Genomic DNA, 20,637 nt, shown 5'->3' with positions numbered 1-20,637 from the left:
CGTGGCGATGTGCTCGGTGCCGGCGTACCTGCGGCGCCGTACGGCGTCGGCGGCGGCGCCCAGCGCGTGCAGCGGGGCGTCGCGGTAGAGGACGAGCGCTTCCTCCGGGGTGATCCGCCCACCGCCGACGGCACGGTCGAGGACGGACTGCAAGGGGAACGGAGTGGGTCGGGGCATGGTGCCGGCCTTTCCGGGGCTCTGGGGGGTGTTCCTGGTCATGGCGGATGTCACTCGGCGCGGGGGTGCCCTAGGTGTCCAGCAGGCGTACGGTCACGTCGGGCGGGAAGCCCTCGGCCTCGCCGCCGACCCGGCGGGCGAACTCCCCGATACCGGCGAGCTGCCGCGCACCGAGGCTGAAGTCGAGCGCCGTCGTGTAGTACCGCTCCAGCGTCCTCGCGTCGAACTCCTCCCACTGCGAGGCCTGTTCGCACACCTTGGTCACCTCGCTCAGCGAGAGGTCCCGGGAGGCCAGCAGGTCGGCGTGGACCTGACGGACCAGACCGGGTTCCTGGGCGAGGAACTCACGGCGCGCGGCGAACACGGCGAACACGAACGGGAGCCCGGTCCACTCCTTCCACATCCGGCCCAGGTCGTGGACCTGGAGGCCGAGCCGGGGAGCCTCGTGCAACGCGGCGCTCAGCGCGGCGTCGCCGATGATGACCGCCGCGCGCGCGTCGGCCATCATCGTCGGCAGGTCGGGGTCACGGACTACGTACTCGGGCCGGACACCCACCCGCTCCGAAAGGAGCAACTGGGCCAGACGTACTGAGGTCCGGCTCGTCGAGCCGAGCGCGACCCGCTCGCCGTCCAGCTCCTCCAGCGGCACCTGACTGAGGATCAGGCAGGACATGACGTCGCCGTCACTGCCCACCGCGATGTCGGGCAGGGCCACCAGGTCGTCGGCGTGCCGCAGGAACTCGATGAGGCTGATCGGCCCGATGTCGAGGTCGCCCGCGGCCAGCGCGTCGTTGAGGCCGTCCGGATTGTCGGTGCGCAGGTCCAGGTCGAGCAGGCTGCCGGTACGGGCGAGACCCCAGAACAGCGGCAGGCAGTTGAGGAACCGGATGTGCCCGACTCTGGGCCGGCGGCGCCTGACGCGCAGCTCCGACGACGGTTCTGCGACGAGTGATTCGGTCATCTTCTACGCTCCCGGGACGGTTCGAAGAGGGGCGGCGGAACGAAGGCGGCGGCGGGACCAAGCGGTGCCCGGCGCACCGGACGAGGAGGGACGGGATGCCAAGGCGCTGGGAGCGCCGAGTGCCGAGCACCCAGGGATGAGCGCCCAGCGCCGAGCGCGAGCTGCCCGGAGCGCGGGGCCGCGAAGCCCGGCTGAACCGGTGCGGGCCCGCCCTACGCCCGGCGGGCGACCGCGGTGGTGAAGTGCTCGGTGAGCACGGCGAGGACGTCCGCCGCCCGTTCGGTGAGGTAGAAGTGCCCGCCGGGGAAGACACGCATCTCACTGCCACCGAGCGTGTGGCCGTCCCAGGCGCGCGCCTCGTCCAGTGAGGTCTTGGGGTCGTCGTCGCCGACCAGCACTGTCACGGGGCAGCGCACCGTGTCGGTCGGCGCCGCCAGATACGTCTCGACGGCCGTGTAGTCGCTGCGGATCGCCGGCAGCACCATGCGCAGCAGTTCCTCGTCCTCCAGGAACCGGGCATCGGTGCCGCTGAGCGCCCGCAGCTCCGCGACCAGCCGGTCGTCGCCGAGGGTGTGCACCTTCTCATCACGGGTACGGGACGGCGCCCGCCGCCCCGACGCGAACAGGCGCACCGGACCGGTGCCGGCCCGTTCCATGCGACGCGCGACCTCGAAGGCCACCACCGCTCCCATGCTGTGCCCGAAGAAGGTCAGCGGCCGATCGTGCCGGCTCTCCAGCGCCTCGGCGACCCGGTCGGCGAGTTCGGCCACCGAGGTCAGCCCGGGTTCCTGGCGCCGGTCCTGCCGGCCCGGGTACTGCACGGCTACCACGTCGACACCGGGACTGAGTGCGGCGGCGACCGGCAGGTAGAAGCTGGCGGAGCCGCCCGCGTGCGGGAAGCACACCAGGCGCTCGGCCGCTTCGGGGGCGGGACGGAAACTGCGGATCCACAGATCGTCCGGGGGACTTGGACTCACGGAACGTCGTGTCCTTCCAGGGTATCGGCGCACCTGACTCACCGTCCGGTGAGCGGTGCGGAGCTGAGGGCGGGCTGCGGCCGGGACTCAGGCGCTCTCCGCGTCCGGCCCCCAGACCTCGACGGAGTCGTCGACGCGGCGCACATGGATGCACTCACCGGGGCACTCCTTGGCCGAGTCGGCGACGTCCTGCAGCAGCTCCAGGGGCACCCGCGTGGTCGCGCCGGCCTCCTGCAGGAGCTCGTCGTCCTCGTCCTTGACGTAGGCGATGCCGTCCACGTCCAGCTCGAACACCTGGGGCGCGTACTGGGCGCAGATACCGTCTCCGGTGCACAGCTCGTGGTCGATCCAGACCTCGAAGGCGTTCTCGTCGCTCGTCCGCTGGGACATGTCCACCTGCCTGCCGATCGATGTCGTGAGTGTGCACCGCTGTGCACGGGAGTGAGGGAAGCGGGGATGAGGGGCGCGGGGGTGCGTAGTGCGGGGTTGAGGGGTGCGGGAGTGCGGGGAGGAGGAAGACCGCCCGGTCAAAGGCGCATCGGCTGCGGCTCGTCGCGGCGGGCCACGTCCGGGCCGGGGTACTCGCGGATGATCTCGTAACGGGTGTTGCGCTCGGCGGGACGGAAACCCGCGTCCCGGATCAGGTCGAGCAGGTCCTCACGGGTCAGCTTGTTGGGCGTGCCGTAGTTGTCCGCGTCATGCGTGATCTTGTACTCGACGACCGAGCCGTCCATGTCGTCCGCTCCGTGCTGCAGGGCCAGCTGCGCGGTGTGCAGACCGTGCATGACCCAGAACACCTTGACGTGCGGAACGTTGTCGAACAGCAGACGCGAGACCGCGAAGGTCTTCAGCGCCTCGGTTCCGGTCGCCATCGTCGTGCGCGCCTGGAGCTTGTTGCGGACCTTGCCGTCCTTCATGTCGACGAAGTCGTGCTGGTAGCGCAGCGGGATGAAGACCTGGAACCCGCCGGTCTCGTCCTGGAGTTCGCGCAGCCTGAGCACGTGGTCGACGCGGTGTCGGGGCTCCTCGATGTGCCCGTACAGCATGGTGCACGGGGTCTTCAGCCCCTTCTCGTGCGCCAGGCGGTGGATGCGCGACCAGTCCTCCCAGTGGGTGCGGTGGTCCACGATGTGCTGCCGGACCTCCCAGTCGAAGATCTCCGCGCCACCGCCGGTCAGCGACTCCAGACCCGCGTCGATCAACTCGTCCAAAACCTCCGACGCGGGCAGCCCGGAGATCGTCTCGAAGTGATGGATCTCGGTCGCCGTGAACGCCTTGATCGACACGTTCGGCAGCGCCTTCTTCAGCTCCCGCAGCGAGCGCGGGTAGTACCGCCAAGGCAGCGTCGGATGCAGGCCGTTGACGATGTGCAGCTCCGACAGGTGCTCGTTCTCCATCGCCTTGGCGAGCTTGACCGCCTCCTCGATGCGCATCGTGTACGCGTCCATCTCACCCGGCTTGCGCTGGAACGAGCAGTAGGCGCACGAAGCGGTGCACACGTTCGTCATGTTGAGATGACGGTTCACGTTGAAGTGGACGACGTCGCCGTTCTTGACGGAGCGCACATGGTGCGCGAGGCCGCCCAGCCACGCCAGGTCGTCCGATGCGTACAGCGCGAGACCGTCCTCGCGGGACAGCCGTTCACCGGAGTAGACCTTCTCCTCCAGCTCACGCTTGAGCCCAGCGTCCATTACCGGGGAACCTCCTCGGTCAGTGCCTGGCGGCACACGAAGTGAGTGTGAGCACGCGGCGCGGCACGTGACTCGATCTGCGGGCTTGAACGTCCTTGCGCAAGGACCCCTTCAGGCCGGAACACCCGCTGCCCGGGCTGCCCGCGCCGCCGTGGATCAGTCCGCGCCGGGTGAGGCCCTCCCATACTCGCGGACGGCAGTCTGGGGAAAACCCCACACCCGCTCCCGGTTTCCTGGAGAGGAGGGCGCGCGCGCCGTCACCGGATCACCCACGGCAAGGAATGAGGCCGGCCACATGACACCACGACTGACCCTGGCGCACTCCCCGTGCCCGAACGACACGTTCGTCTTCCACGCCCTGACACACGGCCTGGTCCCCGGCGCGCCCGAGGCCGACGTGCGGTTGGCCGACATCGACATCACCAACGGCCTCGCCGAGCGAAGCGAGCTGGACGTCCTCAAGGTGTCCTACGCCGTGCTGCCCCATGTCCTCGACCACTACGCCCTGCTGCCGTGCGGCGGCGCCGTCGGCCGCGGCTGCGGACCGCTCGTCCTGGTCAAGGACGGCGACACCGCCGACACCCTGGCGGGCGCCCGCGTCGCCGTTCCGAGCACCAGCTCCACGGCGTACCTGCTCTTCCGGCTCTGGGCCGCCCGCACCCTCCCCGGCGGCGTCGGCGAGATCGTGGTCCTGCCCTTCCACGAGATCATGCCCGCCGTCCGTGACGGCCTCGTCGACGCCGGACTCGTCATCCACGAGGCCCGCTTCACCTACGGCCACTACGGCCTGCGCCTCGTGACCGACCTGGGCGAGGAATGGGAGAAGCAGACGGGACTACCCGTACCGCTCGGCGCCATCATCGCCCGCCGCTCCCTAGGCGCACGACGCCTCGGCGAACTCGCCCGGGCCATCCGTGCCTCCGTACAGTCCGCATGGAACGCCCCCGAAGCGTCCCGCGCGTACGTCCTCAAGCACGCCCAGGAGATGGCGACGGACGTCGTCGACCAGCACATCGAGCTGTACGTCAACTCCTTCACCGCCGAACTCGGCGACGACGGCCAGGCCGCCGTACGCGCACTCCTCGGCCGTAGCGCCGAGTTGGGTTTGCTGCCCGCCGTGCCCGACGGAGCCCTGGACTTCCCGGCCGTGCCCGACGGAGCCCCGGACCCACCCGCCGATTCCCGGCAACGGCCACAGCACTAAGGGTTCTCCTAGAGCCGCTCGGCGCGCACCCGGGGGCCCCCGACCGTCCGCATAATCGGCCCCGTGCCGCCGCACCCGTCCGGGACCGCTGCCACCCGCGCCGCTCGGCGGTCAGTTCGCCGAAGCGCCACCGCACCACCGGGACAGGTCACACCACCGCACCACCGGGCAGGACCATGGGCCCGCCGTCGAAGGGAACCGATCCGTGAGCGAGGACAGGCTTCGCGAACTCCGCGATTTCCTGAAGCGCGTCACCGCAGACCTCCAACGCACGCGCAACCGCCTCCGCCAGGTCGAGTCGAGGACCACGGAACCCATCGCCATCGTCTCCATGAGCTGCCGCTACCCGGGCGGAGTACGCACACCCGAGGACCTCTGGCAACTCGTCGACACCGGCACCGACGGAATCTCCGGCTTCCCCGAGGACCGCGGCTGGGACGTCGACACCCTCTACGACCCCGACCCGGACCGCCCCGGCACCTGCTACACACGCGACGGCGGCTTCCTCCACGACGCCGTCGACTTCGACGCCGACTTCTTCGGCATGTCACCCCGCGAAGCCCTCGCCACCGACCCCCAGCAGCGCCTCCTCCTCGAAGTCACCTGGGAGGCCGTGGAACGCGCCGGACTGCGCCCCGCCGACCTGCGGGGCAGCGCCACCGGGGTCTTCGCGGGCGTCATGTACAACGACTACGGCTCACGCTTCCCCGAACCGCCGGACGGACTCGACGGCTACATCGGCAACGGCAGCGCGGCCAGCATCGCCTCCGGACGCATCGCGTACACCTTCGGCTTCGAGGGGCCCGCCATCACGGTCGACACGGCCTGCTCGTCGTCGCTGGTCGCCTTGCACCTGGCCGTCCAGGCACTGCGCGCGGGAGAATGCGACCTCGCGCTCGCCGGCGGAGTGGCCGTGATGTCCACCCCGGTCACCTTCCTGGAGTTCAGTCGCCAGCGCGGACTGTCCGCCGACGGCCGGTGCAAGTCCTACGCCGACGCCGCCGACGGCACCGGCTGGGGGGAAGGCGTCGGCATGCTCCTCCTGGAGCGGCTCTCCGACGCCCGCCGGGCCGGGCACGAGGTCCTCGCCGTCATCCGCGGATCGGCCGTCAACCAGGACGGCGCCAGCAGCGGTCTGACCGCACCCAACGGACCCGCGCAGCAACGGGTCATCCGCGCCGCGCTGGCCGCGGCCGACCTCGGTCCCCGCGAGGTCGACGCCGTCGAGGGACACGGAACCGGTACCACGCTCGGCGATCCCATCGAGGCGCAGGCGCTCCTCGCCACATACGGTCAGGACCGGCCCGCCGACCGGCCGCTGTGGCTCGGCTCCCTGAAGTCGAACATCGGCCACACCCAGGCCGCCGCCGGTGTCGGCGGTGTCATCAAGATGGTGCAGGCCCTTCGTCACCAGCGCCTGCCCCGCACTCTGCACGTCGACCGACCGTCCACCACCGTCGACTGGACGGAGGGCGACGTCCGTCTCCTGACGTCGCCGGTCGAATGGACCGACCCCGGCAGGCCGCGCCGGGCGGGCGTCTCCGCCTTCGGCGTCAGCGGCACGAACGCCCACGTGATCGTCGAAGAGGCGCCGCCCATCGAGCCGGCGCCGCCCGTCGAGCCGGCGCCGCCCATCGAAGAGGCACCGCCCGCCGAACCGGCGCACGACGCGGCGAACGACGAACCGGGGAACGGTTCCCGCACGCGAGACGGCTCGCACCCGCCGGTCGCTGTCTGGTTGTTGTCGGGGCAGACCCCGGAGGCCCTTCAGGACCAGGCCGACGCACTGCTCACCCACTTGAAAACCCACGCCGCCGTCGACGACCACGCCGTGGCCCACGCCCTCGCCACCACGCGCACCCTCTTCGAACACCGCGCGGTCGTCCTCGGTGGCGACCGAGAGGAACTGGTCCACGGCCTCAAAACCCTGGCCGGCAACGCTGCCACCCCCAGGACCGTCGTGGGCAGGGCCCGCCGCGGCGACGGCAAGCTCGCTTTCCTGTTCTCGGGTCAGGGGGCGCAGCGGCTGGGGATGGGGCGTGAGTTGTATGACGTGTTCCCGGTGTTCGCTGAGGCCTTTGACGCGGTGTGCGCGTATCTGGACGGGGAGCTGGAACGTCCGGTGAGGGAGGTGGTCTTCGGCGGCGCGGATGCGGATGCGGAGGTGTTGAACCGGACGGAGTGGGCGCAGCCGGCGTTGTTCGCGTTCGAGGTGGCGTTGTTCCGGTTGGTGGAGTCGTGGGGTGTGCGTCCGGACTTCGTGGTGGGTCACTCGATCGGCGAGTTGGCGGCTGCTCATGTGGCGGGTGTGTTGTCGTTGGGGGATGCGTGCCGTCTGGTGTCGGCGCGTGGTCGTCTGATGCAGCGACTGCCTGCTGGTGGTGCGATGTTCGCGGTGGAGGCATCCGAGGAGGAGGTTGTCCCGCTGCTTGTGGGCCGGGAGGCGGAGGTGTCCGTCGCGGCGGTCAACGGGCCGCGGTCGGTGGTGATCTCCGGGGTGGAGGAGGTTGTCGCTGCGGTGGCGGGGGAGTTGTCCGCGTCGGACCGTCGCACTTCCCGCCTTCGTGTCAGTCACGCGTTCCACTCACCGCTTATGGAGCCCATGCTCGATGACTTCCGTGCCGTGGCGGAGAGCCTGAGCTATGCGCCGGCGGAGCTGGCGGTGGTGTCGAACGTGACCGGGCAGTTGGCGAATGCCGGTGAGTTGGAGTCGGCGGAGTACTGGGTGCGCCATGTCCGTCAGGCGGTGCGGTTCGCCGACGGGGTGCGCGCCCTGGAGGAGCGGGGCGTCACCCGCTTCGTGGAGATCGGCCCGGACGCGACGCTCACCGCCCTGGCTCAGTCCGTGGTCTCCGATGACGAGGACACACTGTTCGTCCCGACGCTCCGCAAGGACCGCGACGAGCCGACCACGGCGCTCGGCGCGCTCGCCGCCCTGCACACGCGTGGCACCGCCGTCGACTGGTCGACCGTGATCCGGGGCGAGGACCGGCCGCCGATCGCCCTGCCCACCTACGCCTTCCAGCGCCGCCGCTACTGGCTCGACCCGGTGGACCGGAGCGCCATCAGGACGACGACGGGTCACCCGCTGCTGAGCGCCACCGTCGCGCTCGCCGGGTCGAGCACGGTCGTCTCCACCGGCCGCATCTCACGCCGGTCCCAGCCGCATCTCGCGGACGACACCGCCTTCGGCGTGGCGCTCGTGTCCGCAGGGGTCTTCACGGACCTCGCCCTGCATGCCGCCGCCGCCCGGCTCGACACCCCGCACCTGGCCGAACTCACAGTGGAACCGCCCCTCGCCCTGCCCGAGACCGGCGAGACCGAGATCCAGACGGTCGTCGAGGAGACGGACGAGGAGGGCCGGTGGACGTTCACCGCGTACTCCCGCCCCGTCGACCCCACCGACGACGGCGGCGATGACCGGCCCTGGCAGCGGCACGCGCGAGGTGTCCTCGTACGGCGGCCGGAAGCGGCGGCCGACGAGCGCCAGGGCGTCGGTACGTGGCCGCCCGCCGGTGCCACCCCCCTGGACGTCGACGAGCTGTACCGCACCGGCGAGGACCCCGACGCCGCCCCCGGCACCCTCTCCGGCACCGTCCCCGCCCCCGGCACCGTCCCGACCACCCTGACGGCCGCCTGGCGGCTCGGGGACGAGGTCTACGCCGAGGCCGTCCTGCCCGAGACACAGCGCGCCGAGGCCGGCCGTTTCGCACTCCATCCGGCCCTCATCGAGGGCGGGCTCCTGGCACTCTCCGCCACCGGACTTCCCGCACCCCACGCCCTGTCCTGGTCCGGTCTCACCCTGCACGCCGCAGCCGCCGAGGCCGTACGCATCCGCATCGGTCCCCGCCCGGACGGAACCGTCAGGCTCGGCCTCTTCGACACCGCCGGGGCACCCGTCCTCAGCGCGGAGGGTCTGACCGCGCGCCCACTCACCCCGCAGGACCTGCCCGCCTCGGCGGTCACGCCGAGCGACGACATCTTCGGCCTCACGTGGACCGCCGCGCACACACCGGTGCTGCCGACCGCTCCCGAACTCGCCGTTCACACCACCCTCGACGGCCTCCTCGCCGCCACCGGCGGATCGGTGCCCGAAGTCGTCGCCCTGCCCTTCAGGACCCCCCTCGACGACCGCGCGGTGACCGCGGTGACCGCGGTGACCGCGGAGGCCGTTCACGCGGCCACCGGCACCGCGCTCACCCTGCTGCAGACCTGGCTGACGGACGACCGCTTCGCCGACTCCCGCCTGCTGTTCCTCACCTCGGGCGCGGTCGCCGCGGCCGACGGCGAGACGGTGACGGACCTGCCCGCTGCGGCCGTACGCGGACTCGTGCGCTCCGCCCAGGCGGAGAACCCCGGACGCTTCCTGCTCATGGACACCGACACCGCCGAGCCCGCGCCACACGACATCTCCGAGGCCCTCCGCCACGACGAGCCCGACGTCAGCGTCCGCGACGGCCGGGTCCTGGTGCCCCGTCTCACCCGCACCCGTGCCGCCGACACCGGACAGCCACCCGGACAGCCACAGGGCTCGTCCAGCAGGATCAGCTCCGGGGCGGAGCGGACGCCGGCCTTCGATCCGGAGCGCACGGTCCTGGTGACCGGAGGCACCGGCACCGTGGGCGCCGCCACCGTCCGGCACCTGGTCACCGAGCACGGCGTACGTCACCTGCTCCTCGCCGGGCGTCGGGGCCTGGACGCGCCCGGCGCCCGCGAACTCGTCACCGACATGACGGAGGCCGGCGCAGAAATCACCGTGGCCGCCTGCGACACCGCCGACCGCGACGCCCTGGCCGCGCTGCTGGCGGCCGTTCCGCAGGGGCACCCGCTGGGCGCGGTCGTGCACGCCGCAGGTGTACTGGACGACGGCGTCGTCACCTCCCTCACCCCGGAACGCCTCGACACCGTACTGCGTCCCAAGGTGGACGCCGCGGTCAACCTCCACGAGCTGACCCGGGACCTCGAACTGTCCGCCTTCGTCCTGTTCTCCTCGGCCGCCGCCACGCTCGGCGGCCCCGGCCAGGGCAACTACGTCGCCGCCAACTCCTTCCTCGACGCCTTCGCCGGACGGCTGCGCCGCGACGGACGTCCCGCCCTCTCCATCGGCTGGGGACTGTGGGCCGAGGACAGCGGCATGACCGGCGACCTGGCCACCGCGCACCGCAGCCGCATCGGCCGCGGCGGCATCGGCGCCCTGCCCACCCGGGAGGCCCTCGCCCTTTTCGACCGTTGCCTGTCCCACCCGGCCGGCACCCCGCTGCCACTGCGCGTGGACCTGCCCGCACTGCGCCGAAACGCGGCCGCGCTTCCCCCCGTCCTGCGCTCCCTGGCCGGCCGAACACCACTGCGCCGGGCCGCCGACGCCACAGTGGGCACCGCGGCTTCCGCGGGCGGAGCTCTCGCCGCGCTGCCCGAGGAACAGCGGCGGACGGCCGTACACTCCCTGGTCCGGACGACGGCCGCGGACGTCCTCGGCCACAGCAGCGACGCGTCGGTCGGTCCCGACCGCCCCTTCGCCGAGTTGGGCTTCGACTCCCTCACCGCCCTGGAACTCCGCAACGCCCTCACTCGTGCGACCGGCCTCACCCTGCCCGCGACCCTGGTCTTCGACCATCCCACCCCCGCCGCCGTCGCCGACCTCCTCCTCACCGGGCTCGCCCCCACCGCGTCCCGACCGGCCCAGTCCGCACAGCAGGTTTTCCGAAGGACTACGGACCTCGCCGACGACCCGGTCGTCATCATCGGGATGGGCTGCCGCTTCCCCGGCGGGATCGAGAGCCCGGAGCAGTTGTGGGACATGCTCCTCAAGGGCGACGACGGCATCACCGACTTCCCGGCCGACCGCGGATGGGACCTGGCAGCGCTCTACGACCCCGAACCCGACCCCGAATCCCGGCGCCGGGGAACCACGTACACCCGCCGCGGCGGATTCCTCCAGGACGTCGGAGCGTTCGACCCCGACTTCTTCGGCATCTCCCCCCGCGAGGCGTTGGCGATGGACCCGCAGCAGCGCCTGCTGCTGGAGACGTCCTGGGAGGCCGTGGAACGGGCGGGCATCGACCCCCGTTCCCTGCGGGGCAGCCGCACCGGCGTGTTCACCGGCACCAACGGCCAGGACTACGCGCACGTCCTGAGCACGGCGGACGCCGACACCGAGGGCTACCTCGGCACCGGCAACGCGGCGAGCGTCGTCTCGGGCCGGGTGTCGTACGTCCTGGGCCTGGAGGGCCCCGCGGTCACCGTCGACACAGCCTGCTCGGCGTCCCTCGTCGCCCTGCACTGGGCGACACGCGCGCTCACCGCCGGGGAGTGCTCGATGGCACTCGTCGGCGGAGTCACCGTCATGTCGACCCCGGCGGCCTTCGTGGAGTTCAGCCGTCAGGGTGGGCTGGCGGCGGACGGCCGGTGCAAGGCGTTCGCCGACGGCGCGGATGGCACGGGATGGGGCGAAGGTGTCGGTGTGCTGCTGGTGGAGCGGTTGTCGGACGCGCGCCGCAACGGTCACCCGGTCCTCGCCGTCGTCCGTGGCTCGGCGGTCAACCAGGACGGTGCCTCGAACGGGCTGACGGCGCCGAACGGTCCCTCGCAGCAGCGGGTGATTCGTGCGGCGTTGGCTGATGCGGGTGTGCCGGCGTCGGATGTCGATGCCGTCGAAGCGCACGGCACGGGCACGGCGCTGGGAGATCCGATCGAGGCGCAGGCGTTGCTGGCCACCTACGGTCAGGACCGGCCGGGCGATCGGCCGTTGTGGCTGGGGTCGGTGAAGTCGAACCTTGGCCATACGCAGGCGGCCGCTGGTGTGGCGGGTGTGATCAAGATGGTGGAGGCGATGCGGCACGGGGTGCTGCCCGCCACCCTTCATGCCGAGGCACCCTCGACCCATGTGGACTGGGCTGCCGGTGATGTGCGGCTGCTGGCGGAGCCGGTGGAGTGGCCGGAGGTGGGCCGTCCGCGCCGGGCGGGAGTCTCGGCCTTCGGGTTCAGCGGTACGAACGCGCATGTGGTGCTGGAGCAGGCGCCGGAGCCGGCCGCCGAGGAAGCCGCCACCGAGGTCGCGCGGCCGCTGCCCGTCGTCCCCTGGGCCATCTCAGCTCGTGGCGCCAGGGCACTGCACGCCCAGGCGCAACGGCTGTTGACCCATGTCGAGAGCCGTCCGGAGCTCGACCCGGCGGCCGTCGGTCTGGGCCTGGCCGGCACCCGGTCCGCGTTCGAGAACCGTGCGGTGATCCGTGGCGCGGATCGTGAGGAACTGCTCGCCGGACTTTCCGCCGTCGCCCGCGGCGAGAGCCTGCCGGTCGTGGCGCAGGGAGTTGTGTCCGAGGGCAAGGTCGCTTTCCTGTTCTCGGGTCAGGGTGCGCAGCGGCCGGGGATGGGGCGTGAACTCTACGACTCCTTCCCGGTGTTCGCGGAGGCTTTCGACGCGGTGTGCGCCTGTCTGGACGGCGGCTTACGTGAGGTGGTCTTCGGCGGCGCGGATGCGGATGCGGAGGTGTTGAACCGGACGGAGTGGGCGCAGCCGGCGTTGTTCGCGTTCGAGGTGGCGTTGTTCCGGCTGGTGGAGTCGTGGGGTGTGCGCCCGGACTTCGTGGTGGGTCACTCGATCGGCGAGCTGGCGGCTGCTCATGTGGCGGGTGTGTTGTCGTTGGGGGATGCGTGCCGTCTGGTGTCGGCGCGTGGTCGTCTGATGCAGCGACTGCCTGCTGGTGGTGCGATGTTCGCGGTGGAGGCATCCGAGGACGAGGTCGCCCCCCTGCTGGAGGGCCGGGAGGCGGAGGTGTCGGTCGCGGCGGTGAACGGGCCGCGGTCGGTGGTGATTTCGGGTGTCGAGGCCGTGGTGTCGGCGGTGGCGGGGGAGTTGTCCGCGTCCGGCCGTCGCACCTCGCGCCTCCGCGTCAGTCACGCGTTCCATTCGCCGCTCATGGAGCCGATGCTGGACGAGTTCCGTGCCGTGGCGGAGAGCGTGAGCTATGCGCCGGCGGAGCTTGCGGTGGTGTCGAATGTGACCGGGCAGGTCGCCGCCGCTGGTGAGTTGGAGTCGGCGGAGTACTGGGTGAACCATGTGCGCCAGGCGGTGCGGTTCGCCGACGGGGTGCGCGCGCTCGAGGAACGGAGCGTGTCCCGGTTCGTGGAAATCGGCCCGGACGCGACGCTCACCGCCCTGGCTCAGTCCGTGGTCTCCGATGACGAGAACGCGCTGTTCGTCTCGATGCTCCGCAAGGACCGCGCGGAGGCAGACACCGTGGTGGATGGCTTGGCGAGGGTGTTCGTGCACGGGGTGGAGGTCGGCTGGTCAGCCTTCTTCGCCGGTTCCGGTGCCCCGCCGGTCGCGTTGCCGACGTATGCCTTCCAGCGGCAGCGGTTCTGGCCCGAGCCCACGCGGGCCGCCGTCGAGCGCGGGGTCGACGGCTGGCGCTACCGCGTCGACTGGGAGCCGATGGCAGTGCAGGCCCCTCCCGGGCCGGTACCGGGCCGCTGGATCCTGCTCCAGCACTCCGACGACGACGCCTTGGCGGGCATCGAGGAATTCCTGCCCGGGATCGACCGGTTCACCTGTCCCGCGGACGCGGCGGACCGTGCCGCGCTGGGGCGGGTCCTGACGCTCGCCGCCGAATGCGGGCTCGTCGCGGGCGTACTGTCGTGCCTGGCCCCCTCGGGTGGTGCTGAGGTGACACTGGCGCTGGTCCAAGCACTGGGCGATGTGGGTCTCTCGGCTCCGCTGTGGGTGGTGACGCACGGTGCGGTCTCGACCGGCGGACCGTCCGAGGACCCGGTCGAGCCCTCCCAGGCCGCGGTCTGGGGCCTGGGCCGGGTCGCCGCGCTGGAACACCCCGACCGTTGGGGCGGGCTGGTGGACGTCCCGGTCCGGCAGACCGACCGGCACGGGCTCGCCGGGATCGCGTCCGCCGTCGTGTCCGGTGAGGACCAGGTCGCCGTGCGCGGACCGGGACTGCTCGTCCGCCGCCTGGTCCAGGCGCCGTCCACCGGCGCCCCGGCCACAGCATGGACCCCGCGCGGCCGGGTCCTGGTGACCGGCGGAACGGGCGCCCTCGGCGGGCACCTGGCACGCTGGCTGGTGCGGCGCGGAGCACGAGACCTGGTGTTGACGAGCCGCCGCGGAGCGGACGCGCCGGGCGCCGCCGAACTCGCGGAAGAACTACGTGAGTCGGGAGCCCAGGTCGTGCTGGAGGCCTGCGACACGGCGGACCGTGCCGCGGTCGGAGCACTGCTCGGGCGGTATCCCGTCGACGCCGTGTTCCACGCCGCGGGCCTGGGCGAAGCCACACCGCTCGTCGAGGCCGGCGCCCGCCACTTCGCCGACGTATGGGGCGCCAAGGCCGCCGGCGCGGACCATCTCGACGCGCTCACCCGGGACATGGACCTGTCGGCGTTCGTGGTGTTCTCCTCGATCGCCGGTGTGTGGGGCAGCGGGGGCCAGTCGGCCTATGCCGCGGCCAACGCCCACCTCGACGCCCTCGTCGAGCGCCGCCGGTCCCGTGGCCTGGCCGGAACCGCCGTCGCCTGGGGGCCGTGGGGCCGTGGGGGCATGGTGACGGACGAAGGAGCCGTCGAACTGGGCCGCCGGGGCCTGCGGGTGATGGACCCCGACCGTGCGCTGGCCGCGCTGGGACGCGCCCTGGACCTCGGCGACAGCACGGTGGTGGTGGCCGACGTGGACTGGCGGAGGTTCCTTCCCACGTTCACCAGCAGCCGTCCCAGCCCGCTGCTGTCCACCCTGCCGGAGACGACGGCCCCAGCCACCGGTACGGCCGAAACGGAAACGGAAGCCCGCGCCTCGGAGCTGGTGAACCGGCTCTCCCCACTCTCCGGGCCCGACCGCAGAACCGCACTGCGGGACCTCGTCCGCGACCGTGCCGCCTTGGTCCTCGGCCGCGCGGGCGGCGACAGCGTGCAACCCGCCCAGGCGTTCCGCGACATCGGCTTCGACTCCCTGACCGCCGTGGAACTGCGCAACCAGCTCAACCGTGACACCGGTCTGCGGCTGCCCACCACCCTCGTCTACGACTACCCGACCCCCGGACACCTGGCCGATCACCTCGGCGCCCAGCTCTTCCCCGACGCCCCGGACGAGGGCTTCACCGATCCGTCCGGCACGGCGCGCGCCGGCGACGATGCCGCGCTGCGCAGGAAGCTGTCGACCATCCCACTGGCCCGGCTGAGGGAAAGCGGCCTGCTGGCCGCGCTACTGGCCCTCGCCGAGCAGGAGAAACCGCTGGAGCCGGAGAAACCGCAGGAGTCGGAGGAAGCGGACTCGAGTACCGCGGAAGCCGATGTGCGGGCCGGCGAGCTGATCCACACCATGGACGTCGACGACCTCGTACAACTGGCCCTCGGCGACTCGTCCCACTGACCGTCCGGACTGCCTTCCTCCCTCTCTCATCCGGCCTTCATCCCTGCCTCTCCCGTCCGGCCTGCCTCCATGTCCCGTCCGGCTCGCCCCCTCTTCCATCCGCCGAAACCCGAAGCAAGAACTGTGGAGCTGAGTATGCCCACCTCCGAGGAACGCGTCGTCGAGGCCCTGCGCGCATCGCTGCTCGAGAACGAGCGGCTGCGCAAACACAATGACCGTCTCGCGCGTGCGGCGACCGAGCACGTGGCCATCGTCGGCATGGCCTGCCGCTACCCGGGAGACGTGCACTCGCCCGACGACCTGTGGCAGCTCGTGGCCGACGGCCGGGACGCGATGACCGAGTTCCCGCAGGACCGCGGCTGGGACCCGATCGGAACCACCACCGACACGGCGGCCCTGCGGGGCGGGTTCGTCACGTCCGCCGCGGAGTTCGACGCCGGCTTCTTCGGCATCTCGCCCCGTGAGGCCCTTGCCATGGACCCTCAGCAGCGCCTCACCCTGGAGGCCTCCTGGGAGGCGCTCGAACGGGCGGGCATCGACGCCGTCGACGTACGCGGCAGCCGCACGGGTGTCTTCATCGGCTCCAGCAACCAGAACTACGGATCCGCGACCGGCCGTGATCTGCCCGAGGGCATCGAAGGCCACCTGCTCACCGGTAACGCGGCGAGTGTCGTCTCGGGCCGGGTGTCGTACGTGCTGGGCCTGGAGGGGCCGGCGGTCACGGTGGACACGGCCTGTTCGTCGTCGCTGGTGGCACTGCACCTCGCCGTTCAGGCGTTGCGGTCGGGTGAGTGCGATCTGGCGCTGGCCGGTGGCGTGACGGTGATGTCCACGCCGGACGTGTTCGCGGAATTCGACCGCCAGGGCGGACTCGCGAGCGACGGCCGGTGCAAGGCGTTCGCCCAGAGTGCGGACGGGACGGGGTGGGGTGAGGGCGTTGGTGTGCTGCTGGTGGAGCGGTTGTCGGACGCACGCCGCAACGGCCGTCGCGTGCTGGCCGTTGTGCGGGGTTCGGCGGTCAACCAGGACGGTGCGTCGAACGGGCTGACCGCACCCAACGGTCCGTCTCAACAGCGCGTCATCCGTGCCGCGTTGGCGAACGCGGGTATGTCGGCGTCGGATGTGGACGCCGTCGAGGCACATGGCACGGGCACCGTGCTCGGCGACCCCATCGAGGCCCACGCTCTCCTTGCCACCTACGGTCAGGACCGGCCGGGTGACCGTCCGTTGTGGTTGGGGTCGGTGAAGTCGAACATCGGTCATACGCAGGCGGCTGCGGGTGTGGCGGGTGTGATCAAGATGGTGGAGGCGATGCGGCACGGGGTGCTGCCCGCCACCCTTCATGTCGACGAGCCGTCCTCACACGTCGACTGGGCGGCGGGCCAGGTACGGCTGCTGACGGAGCCGGTCGGCTGGCCGGAGACCGGTCGCCCCCGCACCGGAGCCGTCTCCGCGTTCGGCGTCAGCGGGACCAACGCCCACATCGTCCTGGAGCAGCCCACTCCAGTACGGGAACCAGCTCCGGCATCGGACGACCAAGGGATCACGACGGCACCCGCCGTGATGCCACCGGTCGTCCCGTGGGTGATCTCGGGCCGGACTCCAGAAGCCCTGCGTGCCCAGGCCCGCGCGCTGTCGGCGTTCCTTGCCGAGCGTCCCGGCCACAGCCCGCTGAACGTCGGCTGGTCACTGCTGACCACTCGGTCGACGTTCGACCATCGTGCGGTGGTACTGGGTTGCGACCGCGCCGACCTCCTCAAAGCCCTGCAGTCGCTGGCCGCCGACGAGGTGAACCCGTCCACGGTGACTGGTTCCGCCCACGACGACGGCAAGCTCGCTTTCCTGTTCTCGGGTCAGGGGGCGCAGCGGCTGGGGATGGGGCGTGAACTCTACGACTCCTTCCCGGTGTTCGCTGAGGCTTTCGACGCGGTGTGCGCGTATCTGGACGGCGGCTTACGTGAGGTGGTCTTCGGCGGCGCAAATGCGGATGCGGAGGTGTTGAACCGGACGGAGTGGGCGCAGCCTGCGTTGTTCGCGTTCGAGGTGGCGTTGTTCCGGCTGGTGGAGTCGTGGGGGGTGCGCCCGGACTTCGTGGTGGGTCACTCGATCGGCGAGTTGGCGGCCGCTCATGTGGCGGGTGTGTTGTCGTTGGGGGATGCGTGCCGTCTGGTGTCGGCGCGTGGTCGTCTGATGCAGCAACTGCCTGCTGGTGGTGCGATGTTCGCGGTGGAGGCGGCCGAGGAGGAGGTTGTCCCGCTGCTTGTGGGCAGGGAGGCGGAGGTGTCGGTCGCGGCGGTGAACGGGCCGCGGTCGGTGGTGATTTCGGGTGTCGAGGCCGTGGTGTCGGCGGTGGCGGGGGAGTTGTCCGCGTCCGGCCGTCGCACTTCCCGCCTTCGTGTCAGTCATGCGTTCCACTCACCGCTGATGGAGCCGATGCTTGATGAGTTCCGTGTGGTGGCGGAGAGCGTGAGCTATGCGTCGGCGGAGCTGGCGGTGGTGTCGAATGTGACCGGGCAGTTGGCGAATGCCGGTGAGTTGGCGTCGGCTGAGTACTGGGTGCGCCATGTCCGCCAGGCGGTGCGGTTCGCGGACGGGGTGCGCGCGCTCGAGGAGCGGGGTGTGACCCGGTTCGTGGAGATCGGCCCGGACGGCACTCTCACCGCGCTGGCCCAGGCCGCCGCGACGCATGAAGGCGCCGATCAGCTCTTCACCCCCCTTCTGCGAAAGGGCGACTCCGAGCCGTCCTCGGTCCTGCGTGGGTTGGCCCGGGTGCATGTGGACGGTGCCTGGGTCGACTGGCGTGCGCTCTTCGCCGGTACGGGCGCCGCGGCCGTGGACCTGCCGACGTACGCCTTCCAGCGTGGCCGCTACTGGCTCGATCCGTCCGCACCGGGGCCGAAACCCGGCACCGACGCGGTGTTCGCCTCCGCCGTCGTCGACACGGAATTCTGGGAGGCTGTCGAGCGGCACGACATCGACACCCTCGCCGAAGATCTCGCTGTGGCTCCCGAGGCCCTGGACACCGTCGTCCCGGCGCTCTCACGCTGGTACCGCAAACGCAGCGACCGGTACGTCACCGACTCCTGGCGCTACAGCGTGACGTGGAAACCGCTGCCTCGGGTCACCACGGCCGGAAGCACCCCGAGGCCGGGCCGACGGCTGGTGGTCGTTCCGCAGGCGCGCGACGAGCGGGCCGACGCCACAATTCGCGCCCTACTCGACGGGCTTCGGTCGTCGCATGGGTTCGACCTGCGGCAGGTCGAGGCCGCGTACTCCGGGTCCGACGCGGACCGTGCTGTGCTGGCCGCTCAACTCAAGAGTGAACACGACGACTTCGGGCCCGTGACGGCTGTGCTGTCACTGCTCCCACTGGCCCAGGACCAGGCCGGGGTGGCGGCCGCCACGGTCATGCTGCTCCAAGCGCTGACCGACAGCGGCCTTTCCGGCCCGGTGTGGTCACTGACGCGCGGAGCCGTCTCCGTCGGCCGTTTCGACGCGGTCACGTCGCCCGAGCAGGCCGCCGTGTGGGGCCTCGGCCGGGTGGCGGCGCTCGAACACCCCGATCTCTGGGGCGGGCTCGTCGACCTGCCGGACGATCTCGATCCCCGGGCCATCGGACGGCTCGCGGCCGTCCTCACCGTTCTGCCCGGCGGGTCCGGCGCATCCAGCGCCTCCGGTGCCTTCGGTGGGTCGGGTGAGTACGGCGGGTTCGACGGGTTCGGCGGGTTCGGCGAGGACCAGGTGGCGGTCCGCGGCTCCGGCGTCTTCGGCCGCAGGCTGTCGAGACCCCGGCGCACACCGCTCGACGCGTGGCAGCCACGCGGAACCGTGCTCATCACCGGGGGTACGGGCGCCATCGGCGCCCGCGTCGCGCGCTGGGTGGTCGAGCGCGGTGCCGAGGACGTCGTACTGGTGAGCAGGCGCGGGCCCGAGGCACCCGGCGCCGCGGGCCTCGAAGCCGAGCTTCGGGCGATGGGGGCTCGGGTCATGGTCGCCGCCGTGGACGTGTCCGTCAGGGAAGAGGTCGTCGCACTCCTCGCACGGCACCCCGTCGACTCCGTCTTCCACACCGCGGGCATACTCGACGACGGCGTTCTCGGCGGGACCGACCCCCGGCGCATACGGAATGTCATGCGGGCCAAAGCCGACTCCGCCCTGCACCTCGACGAACTGACACACGGCCACGACCTGTCGGCATTCGTGCTGTTCTCGTCGCTCGCCGGTGTCCTGGGCAACGCCGGACAGGGCGCGTACGCCGCCGCCAACGCCGTCCTCGACGCGCTCGCCGAGCGCCGTCGTGCCGAGGGACTGCCCGCCACCTCCGTCGCCTGGGGTCCGTGGGCCGGGAGCGGCATGGCCGCCGACGCCCCAGGTGGCCGACGGCGCAGCCGGGGTGCAGTGGCGCCACTGGACCCGGACCTGGCCGTGGCCGCCCTCGGAACGGCCCTCGACGCGGGAGTGACCGGCGAGTTCGTCGCGGACATCGACTGGAGCCGGTTCGCGCCGGCGTTCACGGCGGTCCGGCCGAGCGCACTCCTGCGGGAACTGCTCGAGGCCACGCAGTCCTCGTCCCCTCGCCCGGATCTCGACGCGACACCGCTGGACCGCACCGACGGCGCCGGCTCCCACATCGGTTCCCTGCCGCGCGAAGCGGGCATCCGGGCCGCCGTGGAGTTGGTTCGTGCGCGTGCGGCTGCTGTGCTGGGTCATTCCGGTCCGGAGGCGGTTCCGGCCGACCGTGCGTTCCGTGACCTCGGGGTGGACTCGCTGATCGCGGTGGAGTTGCGCAATGTGCTGGGCGCGGAGTGCGGGGTGCGGTTGCCGGCGACCGCGGTGTTCGATCACCCGACTCCCGTCGCTCTGGCGGAGTTCCTGTACGGGGAGTTGGGCGGTGCCGTCACCGAGGCCCCGGAGGTGTCCTCGGTGTCTCGTGGGGGAGTGTCGGCTGATCCGGTCGTGATCGTGGGGATGGCCTGCCGTTTCCCGGGCGGGGTGGATTCTCCGGAAGCGTTGTGGACGCTGCTGTCCGAAGGACGTGACGGCATCGTCGACTTCCCCCGGGACCGCGGCTGGGAGGGACTCGGTTCGCCCTACGGCCTGGACGCCGACTCCGCGGGACAGGGGACGCCGTACACCCGTCGTGGTGGGTTCTTGGCGGGTGTGGCGGGGTTTGATGCGGGGTTCTTTGGTGTTGCGCCGCGTGAGGCGTTGGCGATGGATCCGCAGCAGCGGTTGTTGTTGGAGTCGTCGTGGGAGGC

At 71.5% G+C, this 20,637-nt stretch carries 7 protein-coding genes and 1 pseudogene; 3 read left to right on the top strand and 5 right to left on the bottom strand.

Annotation, left to right across the window (positions count from 1 at the left end; translation table 11 throughout):
• The 5 genes and pseudogenes from EF387_RS44555 to mqnE form a co-directional block, all read right to left on the bottom strand.
• Positions 1-177: pseudogene (locus tag EF387_RS44555) on the bottom strand (dehypoxanthine futalosine cyclase); the annotation flags it as partial.
• A gap of 70 nt (positions 178-247) precedes the next feature.
• The gene (locus EF387_RS44550) at positions 248-1,138 is read right to left on the bottom strand and encodes a menaquinone biosynthetic enzyme MqnA/MqnD family protein (RefSeq protein ID WP_128382306.1); all 891 of its coding nucleotides are present in this window, start codon (positions 1,136-1,138) and stop codon (positions 248-250) included.
• Positions 1,139-1,350: 212 nt separating this feature from the next.
• Complete coding sequence (locus EF387_RS44545; protein WP_128382305.1) at positions 1,351-2,115, bottom strand: thioesterase II family protein; 765 nt, start codon at positions 2,113-2,115, stop codon at positions 1,351-1,353.
• An 87-nt stretch (positions 2,116-2,202) separates the two neighbouring features.
• A complete protein-coding gene (locus tag EF387_RS44540) occupies positions 2,203-2,505 on the bottom strand; it encodes a ferredoxin (protein ID WP_128382304.1) in 303 nt (100 codons plus the stop codon).
• Between the two features lie 137 nt (positions 2,506-2,642).
• Positions 2,643-3,806, bottom strand: coding sequence for an aminofutalosine synthase MqnE (mqnE, locus tag EF387_RS44535; RefSeq protein ID WP_128382303.1), 1,164 nt, complete (start codon positions 3,804-3,806; stop codon positions 2,643-2,645).
• Positions 3,807-4,101: 295 nt separating this feature from the next.
• On the opposite strand from mqnE, the gene EF387_RS44530 reads away from it, so the two are divergent.
• The 3 genes from EF387_RS44530 to EF387_RS49625 all read left to right on the top strand — a co-directional run.
• A complete protein-coding gene (locus EF387_RS44530) occupies positions 4,102-5,010 on the top strand; it encodes a 1,4-dihydroxy-6-naphtoate synthase (protein ID WP_128382302.1) in 909 nt (302 codons plus the stop codon).
• Positions 5,011-5,215: 205 nt separating this feature from the next.
• Positions 5,216-15,379: a type I polyketide synthase gene (locus tag EF387_RS44525; protein ID WP_128382301.1), complete on the top strand. Its 10,164-nt coding sequence runs from the start codon at positions 5,216-5,218 to the stop codon at positions 15,377-15,379.
• Between the two features lie 69 nt (positions 15,380-15,448).
• Positions 15,449-20,637: type I polyketide synthase (locus EF387_RS49625; RefSeq protein WP_202918581.1), on the top strand; the 5,189-nt coding region annotated here is incomplete at its 3' end.

It is taken from the genome of Streptomyces cavernae (assembly GCF_004023625.1).
GTDB lineage: Bacteria > Actinomycetota > Actinomycetes > Streptomycetales > Streptomycetaceae > Streptomyces > Streptomyces cavernae.
This window is presented reverse-complemented; position numbering and strand designations above follow the sequence as displayed.

Excerpts from the sequence above, each read along its gene's own strand:
- EF387_RS44550 (WP_128382306.1), bottom strand. The coding sequence starts at position 1,138 with ATGACCGAATCACTCGTCGCAGAACCGTCGTCGGAGCTGCGCGTCAGG.
- EF387_RS44540 (WP_128382304.1), bottom strand. The coding sequence starts at position 2,505 with ATGTCCCAGCGGACGAGCGACGAGAACGCCTTCGAGGTCTGGATCGAC.
- mqnE (WP_128382303.1), bottom strand. The coding sequence starts at position 3,806 with ATGGACGCTGGGCTCAAGCGTGAGCTGGAGGAGAAGGTCTACTCCGGT.
- EF387_RS44530 (WP_128382302.1), top strand. The coding sequence starts at position 4,102 with ATGACACCACGACTGACCCTGGCGCACTCCCCGTGCCCGAACGACACG.